This is a genomic window from Amycolatopsis sp. NPDC004625 (assembly GCF_040609695.1).
GTDB lineage: Bacteria > Actinomycetota > Actinomycetes > Mycobacteriales > Pseudonocardiaceae > Amycolatopsis.
Genome location: NZ_JBEXKX010000008.1, coordinates 53,568 through 71,684, shown reverse-complemented (window position 1 = coordinate 71,684; position 18,117 = coordinate 53,568). Strand labels below are relative to the sequence as shown.

Below are 18,117 nucleotides of genomic sequence, written 5' to 3'. Positions count from 1 at the left end.
GGCCTGGTGCCGGCTGTCGGCCTGCGTCCCGCTCCGGACCCCGGCGGTACGACCCGGAAGAGGTCAGTTACCGGCGGAGGATCTGATGATCGTCGTGATGGTCGGGCGAGCGGTGGGCGCACGTCTGCGTTCGAGTCGATGAGGCTTTCGCGGCGTCGCCCGAGGAAACCACTACCACCGGACTCACCCGCGAACAGCGCTATCGCGGCGCGCGGATGGTCGCGTCGTGCGCGAGCGACGCGGGTGACTGCGCGTTGCTGCTCGCCGCACTCAGGCTCGAAGCCGCCGACGGAATCGCCGGTGCGCAACCCGTGCCGGCCGGCCTTTCGCGCCCGCTCGGGAGATGACCCGATGCCTTCGTCGTTCAGGCAGCGCCCCACGCCGTCTCCCGAGATCGAGGCGAGTTCATAATCAGCGAAACAGCCTGCACCTGGTGCCGGACTACCGGGTCGAGTCGACGGTGGCGACCGTGACCGGCACTCTGACCTCGGCCAACAGCGCGGAGCTGCGGGACAGCGTCCTCAGGGTGGCCACGGACGCGCCGGTGAGCGTCATCGCCGACATCCGGGGCCTGGACATCCACGACATCGCGTTGATGACGGTGTTCTCCGCCATCGCGGTGCGGATCGATGCCTGGCCGGGGATCCCGTTCGCGGTGGTGACCGACCGCCCGGACCACGTCGAGCGGCTGGCGACGCAGGCGGCGGACCGGTTGGTGCCGACACATGCTGACGTCCCCGCGGCCGAGCTGGCCCGCGACCGCCTGCCTCGTCGACGGGCCCTGCAGCTGCAGGCCGCGTCGCCACGCCCAGCCTCGTAACTTCGCGATGTGTGAGCATTGAAGCGTGAGTACTGCCTCGAAGGTCGTGATCTCTGTCGTCAGCGCGTCGCTGGCTGTCGTTGTTCTCGGGCTGCTCCTGTGGGGCTGGATCGCCGGCATGCACACGGACTGGTGGGCGTCAGCGGGGCAGTGGACTGGTGGCCTCGGGTCGATCGCAGCGGCCGGTGCCGCCATCTGGATAGCCATCAGTGGGTGGAGCCGGTCGGAGCGGCAGCGGAAGGACGATCAAGAGCGTGAGCTGGCCGGCCGGTTCGGCATCTGGGTGCGTCGATCGGGTGGCGGCGATGCCGAGGTGCTCTACGTCAACGCGGGCCCGCTGCCGATCTACGATGTCGTGGCGCAACCGGTCGTCGATGGTGAGCCCGTCGATTTCCGCCTGGATCTCGCGAGCCTGGGTCCCACCCAGGAGCCGACACTGCTCCCTGATCTGACAAGTGTCATTCCTCGTTTCGTGTCCGAACGGTTGCGCGTCGAATTCGACGGCCCGGGCGTTGACGATGGGGACCTCTCCGCGGTCGACGAGACTCTTTCCGGCCTCCTGGAACACATGTCCGGCCGGCTGGCGGTGATCAACAGTGCCTCGGTCAGGGTGACGTTCCGGGATGCCAACGGCCTCCGGTGGGTGCGGGAGGCGGACGGACGGCTTGCCCGGCTGGTGTCGCAGGAAAGTTGAGGCCATTCCGGACGTCCGCCGGGCGGACGGGGCGCCCGGAATGCGGCAGGATGCCCACCATGACACTGCCTGCCCTCCCCGAGGAAACCTTCCAGCGCGTCCTCTGCGTCGTCGCGCATCCCGATGACATGGAGTACGGCGTGTCCGCCGCCGTGGCGAGGTGGACCTCTCGGGGGATCGATGTCGCCTACCTGCTGCTCACCCGCGGTGAGGCCGGGATGCCGAATCCGCCCGAGGAGACCGCCCGGTTGCGGGTTGCCGAGCAGCGGGCCGCCTGTGATGTCGTCGGGGTTGACCAGCTCACCGTTCTCGAACACCCCGATGGGGTGCTCGTCTACGGCCTCGACCTGCGGCGGGACATCTGCCGGGAGATCCGGCGGTTCAAGCCCGACGCCGTCTTCGGGTCCGCCTTCGACGTCGAGACCGGGTTCGGTTTCGACCAGGCCGATCACCGGGCCGCCGGGCTGGCCACGCTCGATGCCATCCGGGATGCCGGGAACCGGTGGGTCTTCCCCGAGCAGGTCACCGACGAGGGCCTCGAACCGCACTCCCCGCGGTGGTACCTCCAGCCCGGCTTCCAGAACGCCACCCACGGCGTCGACGTCACCGGTGAGCCGCTGCGGCGCGGTGTCGCCTCGCTCGAGGCGCACGCCGAATACCTGGCCGCGCTGCCGGACCACCCCGTTCCGGCCGAGTTCATCCCGCAGTTCGCCGCCATGGGCGGGAAACTGCTGGGGGTCGAGCACGCCGTCCTGTTCCGGGCGCACGACCTGCAGGCGCCGCCGGACTTCGACGCCGTGGACTGACTGCGAAAAGCGTGGCCGCGGCGGGGAACCGCTGCGGACAATGGCCGCATGGCGTTCACCGAACCACCCGATCCCGGTCACGCGCGCACCCTCGCCGAGCTCCTCGGGCAGCTGCGGCTGCTCAAAGCGTGGGCGGGCGGGCCCTCGTACGCGCAGATCGCCGAACGGGTGAACCGGCTCTGGACTGCCGCCGGGCGGCCGGCCGCCGAACGGACCGCGCGGACCACCGTGGCCGACTGCTTCAACGTCGGGCGGGCCCGGCCGAACACCGATCTGCTGCTGGCCGTCGTCGAGGTGCTGCACCCGGATCCCGGCTACGTCGCCTGCTGGCAGGACGTGCTGCGGGTCGTGCGCGGCCGCGCCGAGGCGGCGACCTTCGTGCAGGCCCAGCTCGGGCTGCCCGAGGCCGTCCCGCACTTCACCGGACGGCGGGCGGAAGCCGCGCTGCTCGGCGGCGTGACCGGCGGGCAGGTGGCCGTGATCGCCGGCATGGCCGGGGTGGGCAAGACCGGGCTGGCCGTGCACGCCGGGCACGAACTGCTGCGCGCCGGCCGGTGCGACAACGCGCTGTTCGTGAACCTGCGCGGGTTCCACCCCGACCCCGGTCAGCCGCCGGTGGACCCGGCCGCCGTGCTCGACTCCTTCCTGCGGCTGCTCGGCGTGCCCGGGCACGCCGTGCCCGCCGACCTGGCCGCCAAGACGCGGTTGTACCAGGAGCGATCCGCCGGACGGCGACTGCTGGTCGTCCTCGACAACGCGCGCGGCGAGGACCAGGTCCGGCCCCTGCTGCCCGGCGAGCGCGGCGGGCCGGTGCTCGTCACCAGCCGGATGGCGCTCACCGGGCTGGAGGCCCTGCACGTCCGGCTGGACGCGCTCAGCCCGGACGAAGCGCTGGCCTACCTGCGGCGAACCGTCGGCGCCGAAAGAGTCGACCAGGCGCCCGGGGTGGCGCGGCGGATCACCGCCGAACTCGGGCGGCTGCCGCTCGCGCTGACCCTGGCCGCGTTGTGGATGACCGCGCCGGCCCACCGGTCGTGGCTGCTGGCCGACCACCTCGAACGGCTCGAGCAGCGGCGCGCGCACCTGCGGCTCGACAACGCCGTGGACGCGTCGATCAGCCTGTCCTACGACCAGCTCGGCGAACCGGAACGCCGGGCCCTGCGGCTGCTCGCCCTGCACCCGGGCGCGGACCTGGACGCCTACGGCATCGCCGCGCTCACCGGCACCGGCCTGGCGGAGGCGACGCGCATCGCGGACCGGCTCGTCGCCGCGAGCCTGGTGCGGCGCGGTGACGGCGACCGGTTCGAGCTGCACGACCTCATCCGCGCGTTCGGCATGGCCCGGGCCCAGGACGAGGACGCCCCGGCGGGCCGCAAGGCCGCGCTTTCGCGGCTGCTCGACTACTACGCGTTCGCCGCGGCGAACGCGATGGACCACTATGCGCCGCGCACGCGCCGCCACCGGCCGCACGTCCCCGACCCCGGCCTGCCGGTCCCGCCGCTGACCGGCCGCGAGCCGGCGAGCGCGTGGCTGGACGCCGAACGCGCCAACCTGGTCGGGGCCGGCGTCCACGGGGTGGCGTCGGGCCACGCGGGACTGCTGTCGCGCCTGCTCTTCCGGTACCTGCAGACCGCCGGCTACATCCGGGAGGCGCTGGCCCTGCACACGAGCGCGACGGAGTCGGCGGACCCGGTCGCCCGCGGGCACGCGCTGACGAGCCTCGCGGCCACCCACAGCCAGGTCGGCCGCTACGAGGTCGCGACGCGATACGCCGACCAGGCGCTGGCCTGCTTCCGCGCGGCCGGCGACCGCACGGGCGAGTGCCGGGTGCTCGGCACGCTGGGTGCGATCGCCTCCTGGAACGGCGACTTCCTGCGTTCGGCGGAGGTCCTGGGCGAAACGCTGGCCCTGGCCCGCGAGATCCGCGACCGGGTCGGCGAACGCACCGCGCTGACCAACCTCGGCTACGTCTACGGCCGGCTGGGCTGGTTCGCCGAAGCGCTGGAGAACCACGGGAAGGCCCTCGCGATCGACCAGGAAACCGGCGACCTGTGCGACACCGGCCGCACCCTGCTCAACATCGGCGACACGCACCTGCGGTCGGGCAGCCACGAGCAGGCCTGCGCCCACTTCCGCCGCGCGACGGCCATCGCGGAGCAGGCGGGCGACCGGGACCTGCACGTGGAGGCGTTGCTGTGCCTCGCGGACGTGTCACTGGAGCTCGGCGACCCCGGCGACGCCCGGACGACGCACGAGTGCGCGCTCGCGATCGCCGTCGAGCTCGGCAGCCTGCACGCGGCGGCCCGCGCGCACACCGGCCTCGCGCGGGCGCTGACCGCGCTGGGCGATCGGGAGCGCGCCCGGCAGCACTGGCTCGCGGCTCGTGATCACCACCGTGAGCTGGGCCTGCCGGAGTCGGCCGAGATCACCGGGGGCATCGGCGCGTCGGTCGCGGCCGGGAACTGAGGGCGTGTCCGGGTTCGTCCGGGATTGCTGCCGGCGGCGCGGCGCACCGCAATGCTCGCAGCCGGCGCGGGCGGCGGGGAACCGCTTCCCGCACCGTGGACACCCACCGTCGAAGGGAGACACCATGGGGCGCCTGATCGACCGCGTGCTCAACCGGATCGTGCCCACCGCCACGGCTTCGGCCTGCAGCGGCGGCTACTTCTGCAACGCGCAGGGCCACCCCGGCTACTGGTACCGGTTCTGCTGCCCGCAGACCGGCTGCGAGTGGTCCAAGGTCCGCAGCTCCTGCTGATCCGGCGACGTGCCGGGCGGTGTCCGCCGCCTTCCCCGCGGACACCGCCCGGCGTGGAGGAAGCGTCATGGAGTACCTCCGGGCCGCCGGCGCGGCGCTGATCGCCGTGGTGTTCGCCGTCTCGTCGGTCTCGAAGCTGCGGGACTTCCGCGGGTTCGCGCGCTCGGTGCCCGCGCTGGTCCCGATGCCCGCGCGCTGGGTCACGCCGGTCGCGCTGACCGTCGTCGTCGCCGAGGCGGGCAGCGCGGTCCTCGTCGTCGTGCCGGCCACGGCGCCGGCGGGCTTCCTCCTCGCGTCGGCGTTGCTGCTCGCCTTCACCGCCGCCATCGCCGCTTCGCTGCGCCGCGGGCGGCCCGCACCGTGCCGCTGTTTCGGCGTGTCCGAGACCCCGGCCGGCCCGCGTCACCTCGCCCGCAACAGCGTGCTGCTCTGCCTCGCCGTTCTCGGCGCGCTCGCGCCGGAAACCCTGCCGCCGCTCGCCGGGGCCGTCGTCGCGTGCGGCGCGGGCGTGGTCGTGGCCGTGCTCGTCATCGCGATGGATGACATCGCCGTCGTGTTCGCAAGGAGTTCCTGATGCCCTTCGTCGTCGCCGCCCTGGTGCTGCTCGGCCTGCTGTGCCTGCTGAACCTGCTCCTCACCGTCGGGATCCTGCGCCGGATGCGGGCCCAGACCGCCACCGCGGCACCTTTCGCGCTGCGCCCCGGTTCGGCCGTCGGCGAGTTCGCCGCGACCACGACCGACGGCGAGCCGCTCACCGCCGCCGCGCTGGAGGGCACGGTGGCGTTCTTCTCCGCCGACTGCCCGGCCTGCCACGACACCCTGCCGGACTTCCTCGCCTACGCCCGCGAACAGGGCCGCGACCGCGTCTTCGCCGTCTTCGGCGGCGAAGACCCGGAAACCGTGCGCGCGCTCGCCGAGGTCGCCCGCGTCGTGCCGGCGGACCTCGACGGCGGCCCGGTCGCCGCCGCGTTCCGCAACACCTGGACACCCGCGCTGTACGTGGTGGCCGGCGGCCGGGTGGTCGCGACCGCGGGCCGCGTGCACGAACTGCCCGTCCCCGCCGGGCGGTAACCGTGGGGGAGACGCGGATGCGCGCGGCGGCCGCGGCCGCCGCCGTGCTGCTGTGGCGGTCGGGCCCGGCGCGGCTGGCGGCGTTGCTGCTCATGACGGCGGCCGCGGCCACCGCCCCGATCGCCACCGCCTGGCTGACCAAGCTCGTCCTCGACCGGCTCGTCTCGCGGACGGGCGCGGTCGGCGGTCTCGCCGTGGCCCTGGTGTTCGCCGGGCTCGCCCTCGCCGCGCTGCCCGTGGTGGTCCACTACGTCCGCGCGCAGATCGGCCGCGCGGCGAGCACGGTCGCCACCGGCGGGCTGTTCGACGCGCTGGGCCGCCAGGTCGGGTTGCGCACATTCGAAAACCCGGCCTACCAGGATCGGTTGCGGCTGGCCCAGGAGAGCTGCGGCCGGATGCCCGAGATCGTCGACGGCCTCGGCGGTGTCCTCGCCGGAACGCTGTCGCTGGCCGGGTTCCTCGGCTCGCTGCTCGTGCTGAGCCCGGCGATGACCGGGGTGGTGCTGGCCGCCGCGGTGCCCGCGCTGCTCGCCGAGTTGTTGCTGGCCCGGCGCCGCGCGGCGGTGGAGTGGCGCATCGAGCGGTTCACCCGGCGCGAGTTCTTCTACAGCCAGCTGCTCACCGGCATCGCCGCGGCGACCGAGATCCGGCTGTTCGGCATCGGGGCGTTCCTGCGCGCCCGGATGATGGACGAGCGCCGCAGCGCCAACGAAGCGCAGCGCCGGATGGACGAGCGTGAACTGTGGACGATGGGCGGGCTGACCGTGCTGAGCGCGGCGGTCGCCGGGACGGGGCTCTGGTGGGCGATCACGTCGGCGCGTGACGGGTCGTTGAGCGCCGGTGACGTGTCGATGTTCGTCGCCGCCGTCGCCGGGGTGCAGGCCGCGCTGGGCACGCTGGCGTCGTCGATCGCCGGTGGCCAGGCCCGGCTGCTGTCGTTCGCGCACTACGTCGCCGTGGTCCGCGCGGCTCCCGATCTGCCCAGCGGGGATTTCCCGGTTCCCGCGCTGCGGCAGGGGATCGAGCTGCGGGACGTCTGGTTCCGCTACAGCGACGAACACCCGTGGGTGCTGCGCGGGGTGGACCTCACCATCCCGCACGGCACGGCGGTCGCGCTGGTCGGGCTCAACGGCGCGGGCAAGAGCACGCTGGTGAAGCTGTTGTGCCGCATGTACGACCCGACGCGCGGGCAGATCTGCTGGGACGGCGTCGACCTGCGGGACGTGCCGCACGCGTTGCTGCGCAACCGGATCAGCGCCGTGTTCCAGGACCACATGAACTACGACATGACGGCGGCCGAGAACATCGGGCTCGGCGAACTGTCCGCATGGGACGATCGGGCCCGGCTGGTCGATGCGGCGACGCGCGCGGGCGCGCACGACCGGATCGCCGCCCTGCCGAGCGGGTACGACACACCCCTCACCCGGATCTTCGAGATCGGCACGTCGACGGGCGTGGTGCTGTCCGGCGGCCAGTGGCAGCGCCTGGCGCTGGCCCGGTCCCTGGTCCGCGAGGGCCGTGACCTGATGATCCTCGACGAGCCGAGCTCCGGCCTCGACCCGGAGGCCGAACACGAGGTGCACGCGAGCATCCGCGAGCACCGGCAGGGCCGCACGAGCCTGCTCATCTCGCACCGCCTGAGCGCGGTGCGCGACGCCGACCGCATCGCGGTGCTGGCGGACGGCCGGATCGCCGAGCTGGGCACGCACGAGAGCCTGCTCGCCGACGATCGCGGGTACGCGCGCCTGTTCCGCCTGCAGGCCGACGGTTACCAGGCGGTGCCGTGAGAGCGCTGGCTTTCGCTGTGGCGCTGGCCGTCTTCGCCGCCCGCCGCGTGCTGATCCTGACCACAGTGGACGGACCGAGCATGACCCCGGCGTTGCGGTCCGGCGACCGCGTCCTGGTCCGCCGCACCCGCCGTCCCCGCCGCGGCCAGGTGGCCCTGCTGCGGTTCCCGCAGCTGCCGAGCGGAGCCCCGGCGGGCGACCAGCTGCTCCTGAAACGCGTGGTGGCGGTGGCGGGCGACCGCATCCCGGCGGGCTGGGCGGAGCCGGACGTCCACGGACTGGCGGGCGCGGTGGTCCCGGCGGGGTGCACGGTGGTGCTGGGCGACAACCGGGCGACCAGCTGGGATTCGCGGCACTACGGGTTCGTGCCGCGGGAGCAGCTGGTGGGCGTGGTGGTGCGGCAGGTTTCGCGGGGGTAGGCCGTTGGGGTGAACGTGGGGCGGATCGTTCGCGGGAGAGTGCCGGGCCGCCCCTGGGTGGCATGACGCGAGTGAACAAGGGACAGCCGGACGGATCATCACCGGTCGACCGCCTCTTCGTCGGCGCCGGATTCCGGGTCGACGTCGATGTCGTGGCTCCTGACCGACCCTCCGGCACACTGACCCTCCGGCACACTGATCTCGTGGCCCTGCACGAGCTCGGAACCGCCGTCCGCTGGTTCCGCGAGCACACCGACCCCGCCGCCCTCGGCCTGCCGTCCACCCGTGCCAGGCGGGTCCGTGGCCTGCGCCGGGAGGAGCTCGCCGAGCTCGCCGGTGTCTCCGCCGACTACCTCCGACGCCTGGAGCAGGGACGCCGCCGGCCCTCTCCGGGTGTCGTCAACGCCCTCGCCCGGGCTCTGAACCTCAAGCGCGCCGACTACGAACGGCTCTGCGCCCTCGCCGGGTACGCCGCCGACGACGGGCACGTCCCGGCGGACACCGGGCCGGGCGCGCTGCGGCTGCTCGAGCGGTTCGGGGACACCCCCGCCTTCCTCACCGACGCCGCCTGGAACGTCGTCGCCGTCAACACCGCCTGGCTCGCCCTGCAAGCCGGGACGCCGGCCGCGCACCCCCGGGACTGGAACGTCGCCTGGCGCACCTTCTGCAACGCACTCGGCGGGATCAGCCGGACCGACGACCGCGCGGCCGGGTTCCGGGCCGTGCTCGCCGCGCGGCTGCGGGACACCGCCCTGCGCCACCCCGCCGACCCCGCCCTCGCCGGGCTCGTCGACGACCTGCGGACCCGGAGCCGGTCGTTCGACACCCTGTGGCGCACGCCGGAAACCGTGGCCGGCTACGAAAACCAGGCCGTGTTCCGGCATCCGGACGGCACCGACATCACGCTCGACGGAAACCTCCTGCACGTGCCCGGGGACGACCTGATGGCGGTCGTCCTCGCCGCCGCACCGGACTCGGCCGATGCGGCACGCCTGGGGGAGGTCGTCCGGGCCGGCGGGCCGCCGGGTGTCGTCAGGGTGGGCCAGGCCGGCCCAGGCTGATCGCTGCCGCTCCCGTGATCATCGGGGGCGGGAGGCCGGATGGAATCAGGCTCCGTCCTTGCGGCGGCGAGGCGCGGCCGAGCGGGGCGGTGTCGCGCGCATGTGGTCCCGCACCGGCGTCAGCAGGCCGGCGAGCGCCTCGACCTGGTCCCGCGAGAGTGGCGCCAGCAGCATGCTGTCGACCACCTCGACGTGCCCGGGCAGCACCTTGCCGAGCAGCGCGCGCCCGGCGTCGGTGATGGTGACCGTGACGCCGCGCTCGTCGTCCGCCGACGGGCCGCGGACCACCAGACCCGCCTTCTCCAGCAGCCCCGCCTGGTAGGTCAGGCCGCTGCGGCTGTAGACGACCCCGTCGGCCAGGTCGGTCATCCGGTGGCGGCCCGACGGCTCGTCCCCGAGCCGGGCCAGCAGCTGGAACTGCACGTAGCTGAGGTCGCCGGCCTCGCGCAGCTGCTGCTCGACCGCGTGCCGCAGCAGGCTGGCCACCTCGATCAGGGCGAAGTAGGCGCCGAGCTGCACGGGGTCGAGCGACGGGGGTGAGTCAGCCATCCCGCCAGCCTACTGCTTCGAATTCGAAGGGTTGTCAAGGTGACCGGTCTCACTTGCTTCGAATTCGAAGTAGCCGTACTGTCATCGGCAGGTGCTTCGAATTCGAAGCAAGAACGGGAGAGAGTCCGATGAAGGCAGTGCGGTTCCACGAGTACGGCGACGCCGGCGTCCTGCGCTACGAAGACGTCGAGCAGCCGGTCCTCGGCGCCGGGCAGGTCCGGCTCCGCGTCGCCGCGACGTCGTTCAACTCCGTCGACGGCAACATCCGCGGCGGCTTCATGCGCGGCCCCATCCCGGTGGAGCTGCCGCACACGCCCGGCATCGACGTCGCCGGCACGGTCGACGCGGTCGGCGAAGGGGCCGGCCTCGCGGTCGGCGACGAGGTCATCGGCTTCCTGCCGATGGACAAGCCCGGCGCCGCCGCGGAGTACGTCATCGCCCCGGCCGAAGCCCTGACGCCGGCGCCCAAGAGCGTTCCGCTGGCCGACGCCGCCGCGTTGCCGCTGGTCGGCCTGACCGCGTACCAGGCCCTGTTCGACCACGCCGGCCTGCAGGCCGGGCAGCGCGTGCTCGTCAACGGCGCCGGCGGCGCGGTCGGCGGCTACGCCGTGCAGCTGGCGCACCACGCCGGCGCGTACGTCATCGCCACCGCCAGTCCCCGCAGCGGTGACGCGGTCAAGTCGGCCGGTGCCGACGAGGTCGTCGACCACACGAGCACCGCGGTCACCGCGGCGGTCACCGAGCCGGTCGACGTCGTGCTCAACCTCGCGCCGGTCGCCCCGGAGGACCTGGCCGCGCTGGTCACCCTGGTGCGGCCCGGCGGAGTCCTGGTCAACACGACGGTGTGGATGCCCGCGCCGGGCGACGAAGCGCGCAACGTCCGCGGCATCGACCTGTTCGTGCGCAGCGACGCCGGCCAGCTGGCGGAGCTGGTGGCGCGGGTCGACGGCGGCGAGCTGCACGTCGACGTCGCCGAGCGGCTGCCGCTGCCCGAGCTGCCCGCCCTGCACGCCCGGCCGGCGGTGCACGGCAAGGTCATCGTCGTTCCGGCGTCCTGAGGGCGGACGTCGCCGGGGCGGTGCGGGTGAGCGTGGTGGTCATGACGAATTCCGTTCGTGCGAAGGGGATCAGAAGGTGACGCCGGCCCGGGCGGCTTCGGCGTCGTCGAGGAAGTCCTGCTCGATGCGCGGCGAGGCGTGGATGCACATCATCCGCAGCGGCTCGGGCCCGACCGCGCGGAACGCGTGCGCCGTGCCCGCGCCGACCACCACGACGTCGCCCTGGTTCGCCGTCACCTCACCGTCGGACGTGCGGACGAGCGCCTCGCCGGCCAGCACCACCCAGGTTTCCGAGTACGGGTGCACGTGGGCGCCCGGGCCCTGGCCTTCGGTGTTGTGCACGTGGAAGAACGAGACGCCGGAGCCGTAGGCCTCGCCTTCGAACCGGGCCGTGCGGCCGGTGCCGATGCGCAGGTCGTCTTCCTTCGCGATGACCACCATGGGAGTTCCCCTTCCGGGAGTGTTTTCGGACTGGGGACCATCGTGGGGAAGCGCCGCCCGCCGGACATCCGTGGTGGCCACGGAACCCACCACGGAGATCCGGTACGGACACCGCGACCAGGCACGATGCGGCATACTCGGTGCCATGCCGACCGCGCCGACGATCTCGCCGCGCGAGCGCGAGGTGCTGCTGGCCGTGGCCGAGCACCTGACCAACGCCGAGATCGCCGGCCGGCTCTACGTCTCGGTGCGGACCGTCGAAAGCCACGTCTCGGCGTTGCTGCGCAAGCTCGGCGCCCGCGACCGCCGGGAGCTGGCCGCGCGGGCGTCCGGACTCGAGGCGGACGAGGACCGGCCGGCCGGGCTCGTGGTCGGCGCGCCGCGGCCGCCGACCAGCTTCGTCGGGCGGGCGGCCGAACGGGACGCCGTCGTGCGGCTGGTCGCTGAAAGCCGGGTGACGACCGTCCTCGGTCCGGGCGGGGCCGGGAAGACCCGGCTGGCCCTGGCCGCGACCGAGGCCGCCGCCGAACAGTTCCCCGGCGGCGCGACCTTCGTCAACCTGGTGCCGGCCCGGCCGGGTTCGGTGCTCGAGTCGGTCGCCGCCGGACTCGGTGTCCTGCCGCGGCCGCAGCAGCCGCTGCCCGACGCCGTCGCCGGGCAGCTGCCCGGCCGGTCCCTGCTCGTGCTCGACAACTGCGAGCACGTCGCGGACGACGTCGCCGACGTCATCACCGCGCTGACCAGCGCGAATCCGCGGCTGAGCGTGCTGACGACCAGCCGCGAACGGCTCGGCGTCCCGGGGGAGACCGTGCTGCAGCTCGGGCCGCTGCCCGTCGGCGGCGAGGCGGTGGCCCTGTTCACCGAGCGGGCGAAGGCGGTCGATCCGGCGTTCGACGCCGATCCCGCGCAGGTGGCCGAGCTCTGCCGGGAGCTGAACGGCTCGCCGCTGACCATCGAACTCGCCGCCGCGCGGGTCGCGTCGCTGGGCCTCGACGGGCTGCGGACCGGGCTGGCCGACGACCCGCTGCGCGTGCTGGCCACCGGGCGCGGCGAAGCGCGGCACCGGTCGCTGCGCTCGGTCATCGAGTGGAGCCACCGGCTGCTGAACGCCGAAGAACGCACGGTCCTGGCGCGGGTTTCCCGCTTCCGCCACGGCTTCGACCTCGACGGCGCCGCCGCGCTGTCGCCCGAGCTGTCCGTCGGCGCGGTGTCCGACGTGCTCGGGCGGCTGGTCGACAAGTCGCTGGTCACCGTGCACCGGGAGCCGGTTTCCTGGACGCTGCTCGACGGCGTCGCCCGGTTCGCGCGCGAGCAGCCGGAGCACTCGGCCGAGGTCGCCGTCCGGTACCGGCAGTGGGCCGCCCGCCGCGCGCGGGAGCTGACCGGACGCCTCGGCGGCGACTGGCGCGACGAGTTCGACCGGGTCGCCGACGACCTGCGCGCCTGCGTCGCGGACGAGCCGGAGTACGCACTGGCCGCGGATCTGGCCCGGCTGACCTACGCGCGCGGCTTCCTCGCCGAAGCGGCGGCCCACTGGCGCACGGCCGCGGACCGGGCGCCGGCTCCCGCGGCCGCCGCCGCGGAGCTGGCCCGCGCGGGCAGCTGCGTGCACCTGCTCAGCCACGCCCGCGACCACTACGACCTGCTGCTCGTCGCGGCCGATCCCGCGGCCCGGGCGGTCTGCCTGGCCACCGCCGTCGTCCTGGCCGAACGGTTCCGCGGCGCCGGGTTCGTCACCGACCCGGTGCCGTCCGCCGAACTGGACCGGATGCTCGCCGAAGCCGGCCGGCTGGCCGGGGACTCGGCGCCCGTCGCCGTCGCCCGGGCCTGGCACTCCGGCCCGGGCCCGCAGACGGTCACCGCCGAGGCGGCCGGACAGGCCGTTTCGGCGGCGGCCGGTGATCCACTGCTGCTCAGCGCCGCCCTGGATGCCCGGTGCACCGCCGAAGCCCTCGCCGGCCGCCCGGACCTGGCCCACCGCACCACGCAGGACCGCGTCGAGCTCGTCACGAAGGCGGATCGCACCGACCCGCACGCGGCCCTGGAGGTGCTGGACGCGTTCCGGTCCGCCATCACCTACGCCGTCGCCACCGGCGAGCTGTCCGACGCGCTGGCCGTGAGCAGGCGCGCCGCCACCGATCCGGCGCTGGCCGGGCACCCGTACTGGGGCCGCAGCGGCCTGGTCACCACCCTGGCCCTGACCGGCCGGTTCGGCGACGCCCTCGCGCTCGCCGGCGAGATGTGGCGCGCCACGGCGGGGACCGGGCCACCGCGCAACGCCACCCTCGGCGTACCGCTGCTGGCGGCCGCGCTGGCCGCGGGCCTCTCCGGCGACGAAGCGGCGATGACCCGGTGGCGGGCGCGCGCGGCCGACGTCGCGGGCGTGGCGACCCCGGCCGCGTCCGCCAACCTGGCCCCGCTGGACGCGTTCGTCCAGGCTCGGGTGGCCCTGCACACCGGCGCCGGCCTGGCGGAGCTGCTCCCCGTGCTCGGCGCCGAGTTCGCGCCCGGCCGGTTCGACGGGTACGCCATCGGCTTGGCCGCCGAACTGGCCGTGGCGCTCGACACCGACGTCGAACACCACCTCCGGCGCGCGGAGCGGCTCGCCCCTTACAACCGCTGGACGGCGGCGGTCCTGACCCGCGCCCGCGCCCGTCGCGAAGGCGATTCCGGGCTGCTGAAGGAAGCCGCGGACCGGTTCGCCGAACTCGGGGCCGGCTTTGAAGCCGAGGTGACGGCTACCGAGGTGTCGGCAGCCGGATCGTGACGAGGAGACCACCGGCCGCGCGAGGGGTCAGCTCCAGCATCCCGTCGTGCGCCCGGACGATGCTGTGCACGATCGCCAGCCCGAGTCCGACGCCGGTCTGCTCGCCGGCGCGGGTGCGCTCCGACCCGCGCTGGAAGGGCTCGACGAGGGTCGGTACCAGGTCCGGCGCGAGCGGCCGGCCGGTGTTCTCGACCCGCAGCACGCTCGCGTAGCGCCGCGGTTCCGTGTGGACGGTGATGCGGCCGCCGCCGGGGAGGTTGTGGACGATCGCGTTCTGGACGAGGTTCGTCACCATCCGCAGGATCAGCGCCGGGGAACCGGCCGCCCGGGCCGGCTCGCCGGTGACGTCGAGCGTGATCCCGCGCTGTTCGGCCAGCGGCAGCAGCGTTTCGGCGGCTTCCTCGGCCACCAGGGAAAGGTCGACGGCCTCGCGGGTGAAGTTCCGGCCGTCGCTGCGGCTGAGCAGCAGGAGCGCCTCGGTCAGGTCGATCGCGCGCGCGTTCACCGAGTGCAGGCGTTCGACGAGTTCGCCGCGGTCGAACTCCGGGTCCTTGCGGGCGACGTCGAGCAGGGCCTGCGAGATGGCCAGCGGGGTGCGCAGTTCGTGGGACGCGTTCGCGGCGAACCGCTGCTGTTCGGCGACCCGGGATTCGAGCCGTTCGAGCATCGCGTCGAAGACGTCGGCGAGTTCGCGGAATTCGATCGCCGGCCGGCCGCCGAGGCGGATCCGGTGCGCCAGCGACCCGCCGGCGGCCAGCCGGGCCGCGTCGGTGATCCGGGTGAGGGGCGCGAGCATCCGGCCGGCCAGGAGCCAGCCGCCGAGCAGGCCGAACACCAGGAGGAACCCCAGCGCGCCGGCCGCGGCGGGCGCGAACGTGCGCACCAGGAGGAAGCGGTTCGGGGAGATCCCGAGCAGGCCCTGGTCGTTGTCGGGCACGTACCGCAGCAGGTACGCCCAGACGACGGCGAGCAGGACAACGCCGGCGAGGAGGAGGAATCCGGCGTAGCTGAGGGTGAGCTTGAGCCGGGCGCTGCGCATGGCCGGAGCCTAGGACGGACGGGTTATCGCGGGCGTATGCACCAAAGCCGCTTCGGGCGCGGGTGCCTCCGGCCGGGGCAGCCGCTTGCGGGCATCGGCCGAACGCGGCGGACGCTGTTCGCCCGAATCGGCCGTTGGTGATTGACAACCCCGGCCCGGGCGGCGACGGTGTGCACGGGCGTCTGGGAACGCTCCCAGACCCTTCCGTCGTCCGGGTGCACAAGGGAGTGCCGATGTGGGGAAGAGCCGGAAAACGTCCTGCCGTGCTTGCGGTTGCGGGTCTCGCGGCCGCGGCCGCGTGCGTCGTCACGTCGACGACGGCCGTATCGGCGGCGAATGAACCGAGCGCGGCCGCCGCGGCGTTCGCGTGCAAGGTCACCTACGCGGCCAACGACTGGGGAAGCGGTTTCAGCGCCACCGTCGGGATCGCCAACACCGGTTCGTCGGCCGTGACCGGCTGGACGCTGACGTACTCCTACACCGGCAACCAGACCCTGCAGCAGGGCTGGATGGGCACGTGGACGCAGTCCGGCAAGTCGGTCACGGTGACCAACGCGAGCTGGAACGGCACCATCCCGGCCGGCGGCTCGGTCAGCACCGGCGCCAACTTCTCCTACAGCGGCACCAATGCGACGCCGGCCGACTTCGCGGTGAACGGCGCCGCGTGCACCGGAACGCCGCCGACCACGGTCACGACCCCGATCACGAAACCGACGACACCGACCACCACCACGTCGACCCCGCCGCCACCCGGGCCGGCGCCCGCGCTGCACGTCTCGGGCAACAAGCTGCTGACCGCGGCCGGGAAGACCTACCGCCTGCTGGGCGTCAACCGGTCCAGCGGCGAGTTCGCCTGCGTGCAGGGCAAGGGCATGTGGGACAGCGGCCCGGTCGACCAGGCGTCGGTCGACGCGATGAAGGCGTGGAACATCCACGCCGTGCGGATCCCGCTGAACGAGGACTGCTGGCTCGGCCTGTCCGGCTCGCCCGGCGGCGCCGCCTACCAGCAGGCCGTCAAGGACTACGCGAAACTGCTGGAGGCCAACGGGATCAACCCGATCCTCGACCTGCACTGGACGCACGGCCAGTACACCGGCAACTCCTCGGCCTGCACCGACGTCAACGCGACCTGCCAGAAGCCGATGCCCGACCGGCAGTACACGCCCACGTTCTGGACCCAGGTGGCCACCGCGTTCAAGGGCGACAACGCCGTGGTGTTCGACCTGTTCAACGAGCCGTACCCGGACGCGGCCGCCAACTGGTCCGACGCGGCCGCCGCGTGGCGCTGCCTGCGTGACGGCGGGACCTGCACCGGGATCTCGTACCCCGTGGCGGGGATGCAGGAACTCGTCGACGCCGTCCGCGCGACCGGGGCCGCGAACGTGGTCATGACGGCCGGCCTGACCTGGACCAACGACCTGACCCAGTGGCTGGCCTACCGCCCGAACGACCCGGCGGGCAACGTCGTGGCGTCCTGGCACTCGTACAACTTCAACGCCTGCGTCACGGTGTCCTGCTGGGACAGCCAGATCGGGACGGTCGCCGCGCAGGTCCCGGTGCAGGCCGGCGAAATCGGCCAGAACAGCTGTGCGCACGACTACGTCGACCAGGTGCTGGCCTGGCTCGACGCGCACAACGTCGGGTACACCGCGTGGACGTGGAACCCGTGGGGCTGCAGCGGCGGCAACGTCCTGATCGAGGACTACGCCGGGACGCCGACGAAGACCTACGGCGAGGGCTTCCGGGCGCACCTGCTGACCGTCAACCCGTGAGCGGAGCGGGTGCGGCGAGCACCGGCTCGCCGCACCCGTGCGAGTCTGGGGGCGGGAACCGCCGCACTCGCACCGGGAGACGCCATGGGCAGGCTCGTGCTCGTCGCGCTGCTGGTGGCGTTCGCGCTCGTGCCGCCGCCGGGCTCGGGGACGGGTGGTGGGCCGGCCGGCTCGCCCGTCCCGGCCGACCCCTTCGGCTCGCAGCTGCGGGCGCGGATCGTCCGGGCGCAGGCCTACGCCGACAGCCGGCCGGGTGTGACCGGGATCGTGCTGCGGGACCGGTGGACCGGCGCCGTCTACCGCAGTCCCGCGGCCGGGACCCTGATCTGGGCGTGCTCGACGCCGAAGCTGGCGATGGCCGTCGACCTGCTGCTGCGCCAGGACTCCGGCGCCGTCAAGCTGACCGCCCAGGACCGCGAGCTGATGCACCGGATGCTGCACTCCAGCGACGACGCGGCCGCCCACGCGCTGTGGAACCGCTTCGGCGGCGAGGCCGAGTTCGCCGCGCGGTTCCCCTCGTACGGCCTGATCGACATGCAGTTCAGCGACCGGCACCCCCATCACTGGGGCTGGATCCGCACCACGGCGGCCGACCTGGACCGGCTGATCGGCTACGTCCTGACCCGCCTGCCGCCGCAGCACCGCGACTACCTCGTCCGTGAGCTGCGCACGGTCGACGGCAACCAGCAGTGGGGTGTCTGGGGTGCCGGGGCGGCCGCCCGGCCGGGGAACAAGAACGGCTGGTCCGACGACAACGACGACGGTTCGTGGATCATGAACTCGGTCGGTTTCGCCGGTCCTCAGGAGCGCTACACCCTCGCGCTGATGAACGACACCAAGGTGGTCGAGAACGGCGAAGAGACCGGGCGGGAGACCACCACCCGAATCGCCGGAATCCTGTTCGAGGAGTATTTCGGTGGCTGACATCCGTACCCCGTTCTGTGGGATTTCGGGCAAATCCGTGTTTGCGGGGGCACCCTGCGTAGCTCCTGTGGGGTCTGTGTAAGCTCCGGTGTCGCTTGACCGGGTGATCACTCACCCGAATCAGTGGCCGCCGTGGTCGGGGTTTGTCATC

At 73.5% G+C, this 18,117-nt stretch carries 17 protein-coding genes; 14 read left to right on the top strand and 3 right to left on the bottom strand.

The features are described 5' to 3' along the window. Positions 1-433 precede the first annotated feature (433 nt). The 10 genes from ABZW17_RS11395 (at position 434) to ABZW17_RS11350 (ending at position 9,416) form a co-directional block, all read left to right on the top strand. On the top strand, positions 434-820 hold the full coding sequence (locus ABZW17_RS11395; protein WP_354812173.1) for a hypothetical protein: 387 nt from the start codon (positions 434-436) through the stop codon (positions 818-820). A 25-nt stretch (positions 821-845) separates the two neighbouring features. After that, positions 846-1,514, top strand: a complete 669-nt coding sequence (locus tag ABZW17_RS11390; protein ID WP_354812171.1) for a hypothetical protein — start codon at positions 846-848, stop codon at positions 1,512-1,514. Positions 1,515-1,564: 50 nt separating this feature from the next. Beyond that, positions 1,565-2,320: a PIG-L deacetylase family protein gene (locus tag ABZW17_RS11385; protein WP_354812169.1), complete on the top strand. Its 756-nt coding sequence runs from the start codon at positions 1,565-1,567 to the stop codon at positions 2,318-2,320. A gap of 48 nt (positions 2,321-2,368) precedes the next feature. Then, positions 2,369-4,786, top strand: coding sequence for a tetratricopeptide repeat protein (locus ABZW17_RS11380; protein WP_354812167.1), 2,418 nt, complete (start codon positions 2,369-2,371; stop codon positions 4,784-4,786). A 124-nt stretch (positions 4,787-4,910) separates the two neighbouring features. Next, positions 4,911-5,078, top strand: coding sequence for a hypothetical protein (locus ABZW17_RS11375; RefSeq protein WP_354812165.1), 168 nt, complete (start codon positions 4,911-4,913; stop codon positions 5,076-5,078). A 67-nt stretch (positions 5,079-5,145) separates the two neighbouring features. After that, on the top strand, positions 5,146-5,652 hold the full coding sequence (locus tag ABZW17_RS11370) for a MauE/DoxX family redox-associated membrane protein (protein WP_354812163.1): 507 nt from the start codon (positions 5,146-5,148) through the stop codon (positions 5,650-5,652). Then, on the top strand, positions 5,652-6,149 hold the full coding sequence (locus tag ABZW17_RS11365; RefSeq protein WP_354812161.1) for a TlpA disulfide reductase family protein: 498 nt from the start codon (positions 5,652-5,654) through the stop codon (positions 6,147-6,149). The genes ABZW17_RS11370 and ABZW17_RS11365 overlap by 1 nt, the downstream gene beginning before the upstream one ends. A gap of 17 nt (positions 6,150-6,166) precedes the next feature. Beyond that, positions 6,167-7,936, top strand: coding sequence for an ABC transporter ATP-binding protein (locus ABZW17_RS11360; RefSeq protein WP_354812159.1), 1,770 nt, complete (start codon positions 6,167-6,169; stop codon positions 7,934-7,936). Further along, positions 7,933-8,355: a S26 family signal peptidase gene (locus tag ABZW17_RS11355; RefSeq protein WP_354812157.1), complete on the top strand. Its 423-nt coding sequence runs from the start codon at positions 7,933-7,935 to the stop codon at positions 8,353-8,355. Before ABZW17_RS11360 ends, ABZW17_RS11355 begins: the two co-directional genes overlap by 4 nt. Positions 8,356-8,558: 203 nt before the next feature. Then, on the top strand, positions 8,559-9,416 hold the full coding sequence (locus tag ABZW17_RS11350; RefSeq protein WP_354812155.1) for a helix-turn-helix domain-containing protein: 858 nt from the start codon (positions 8,559-8,561) through the stop codon (positions 9,414-9,416). Between the two features lie 45 nt (positions 9,417-9,461). Here ABZW17_RS11350 and ABZW17_RS11345 read toward each other — a convergent pair whose 3' ends face one another. Beyond that, positions 9,462-9,965, bottom strand: coding sequence for a MarR family transcriptional regulator (locus tag ABZW17_RS11345; protein ID WP_354812153.1), 504 nt, complete (start codon positions 9,963-9,965; stop codon positions 9,462-9,464). Positions 9,966-10,093: 128 nt separating this feature from the next. On the opposite strand from ABZW17_RS11345, the gene ABZW17_RS11340 reads away from it, so the two are divergent. Then, complete coding sequence (locus ABZW17_RS11340) at positions 10,094-11,023, top strand: NADP-dependent oxidoreductase (RefSeq protein ID WP_354812151.1); 930 nt, start codon at positions 10,094-10,096, stop codon at positions 11,021-11,023. Between the two features lie 69 nt (positions 11,024-11,092). On the opposite strand, the gene ABZW17_RS11335 is transcribed toward ABZW17_RS11340, so the two are convergent. Further along, a complete protein-coding gene (locus tag ABZW17_RS11335) occupies positions 11,093-11,464 on the bottom strand; it encodes a cupin domain-containing protein (protein ID WP_354812149.1) in 372 nt (123 codons plus the stop codon). 145 nt (positions 11,465-11,609) lie between these two features. On the opposite strand from ABZW17_RS11335, the gene ABZW17_RS11330 reads away from it, so the two are divergent. Next, a complete protein-coding gene (locus tag ABZW17_RS11330; protein ID WP_354812147.1) occupies positions 11,610-14,231 on the top strand; it encodes a LuxR C-terminal-related transcriptional regulator in 2,622 nt (873 codons plus the stop codon). Here the strand turns inward: ABZW17_RS11330 and ABZW17_RS11325 are convergent. After that, positions 14,203-15,270 (bottom strand): HAMP domain-containing sensor histidine kinase, encoded by a 1,068-nt coding sequence (locus ABZW17_RS11325; protein ID WP_354812145.1) that lies wholly within the window; start codon positions 15,268-15,270, stop codon positions 14,203-14,205. The genes ABZW17_RS11330 and ABZW17_RS11325 overlap by 29 nt on opposite strands. Before the next feature lie 263 nt (positions 15,271-15,533). Here ABZW17_RS11325 and ABZW17_RS11320 point away from each other — a divergent pair, with 263 nt between their 5' ends. After that, positions 15,534-17,042, top strand: coding sequence for a cellulase family glycosylhydrolase (locus ABZW17_RS11320; protein WP_354812143.1), 1,509 nt, complete (start codon positions 15,534-15,536; stop codon positions 17,040-17,042). 84 nt (positions 17,043-17,126) lie between these two features. Beyond that, complete coding sequence (locus tag ABZW17_RS11315) at positions 17,127-17,966, top strand: serine hydrolase (protein ID WP_354812141.1); 840 nt, start codon at positions 17,127-17,129, stop codon at positions 17,964-17,966. Positions 17,967-18,117 lie beyond the last annotated feature (151 nt).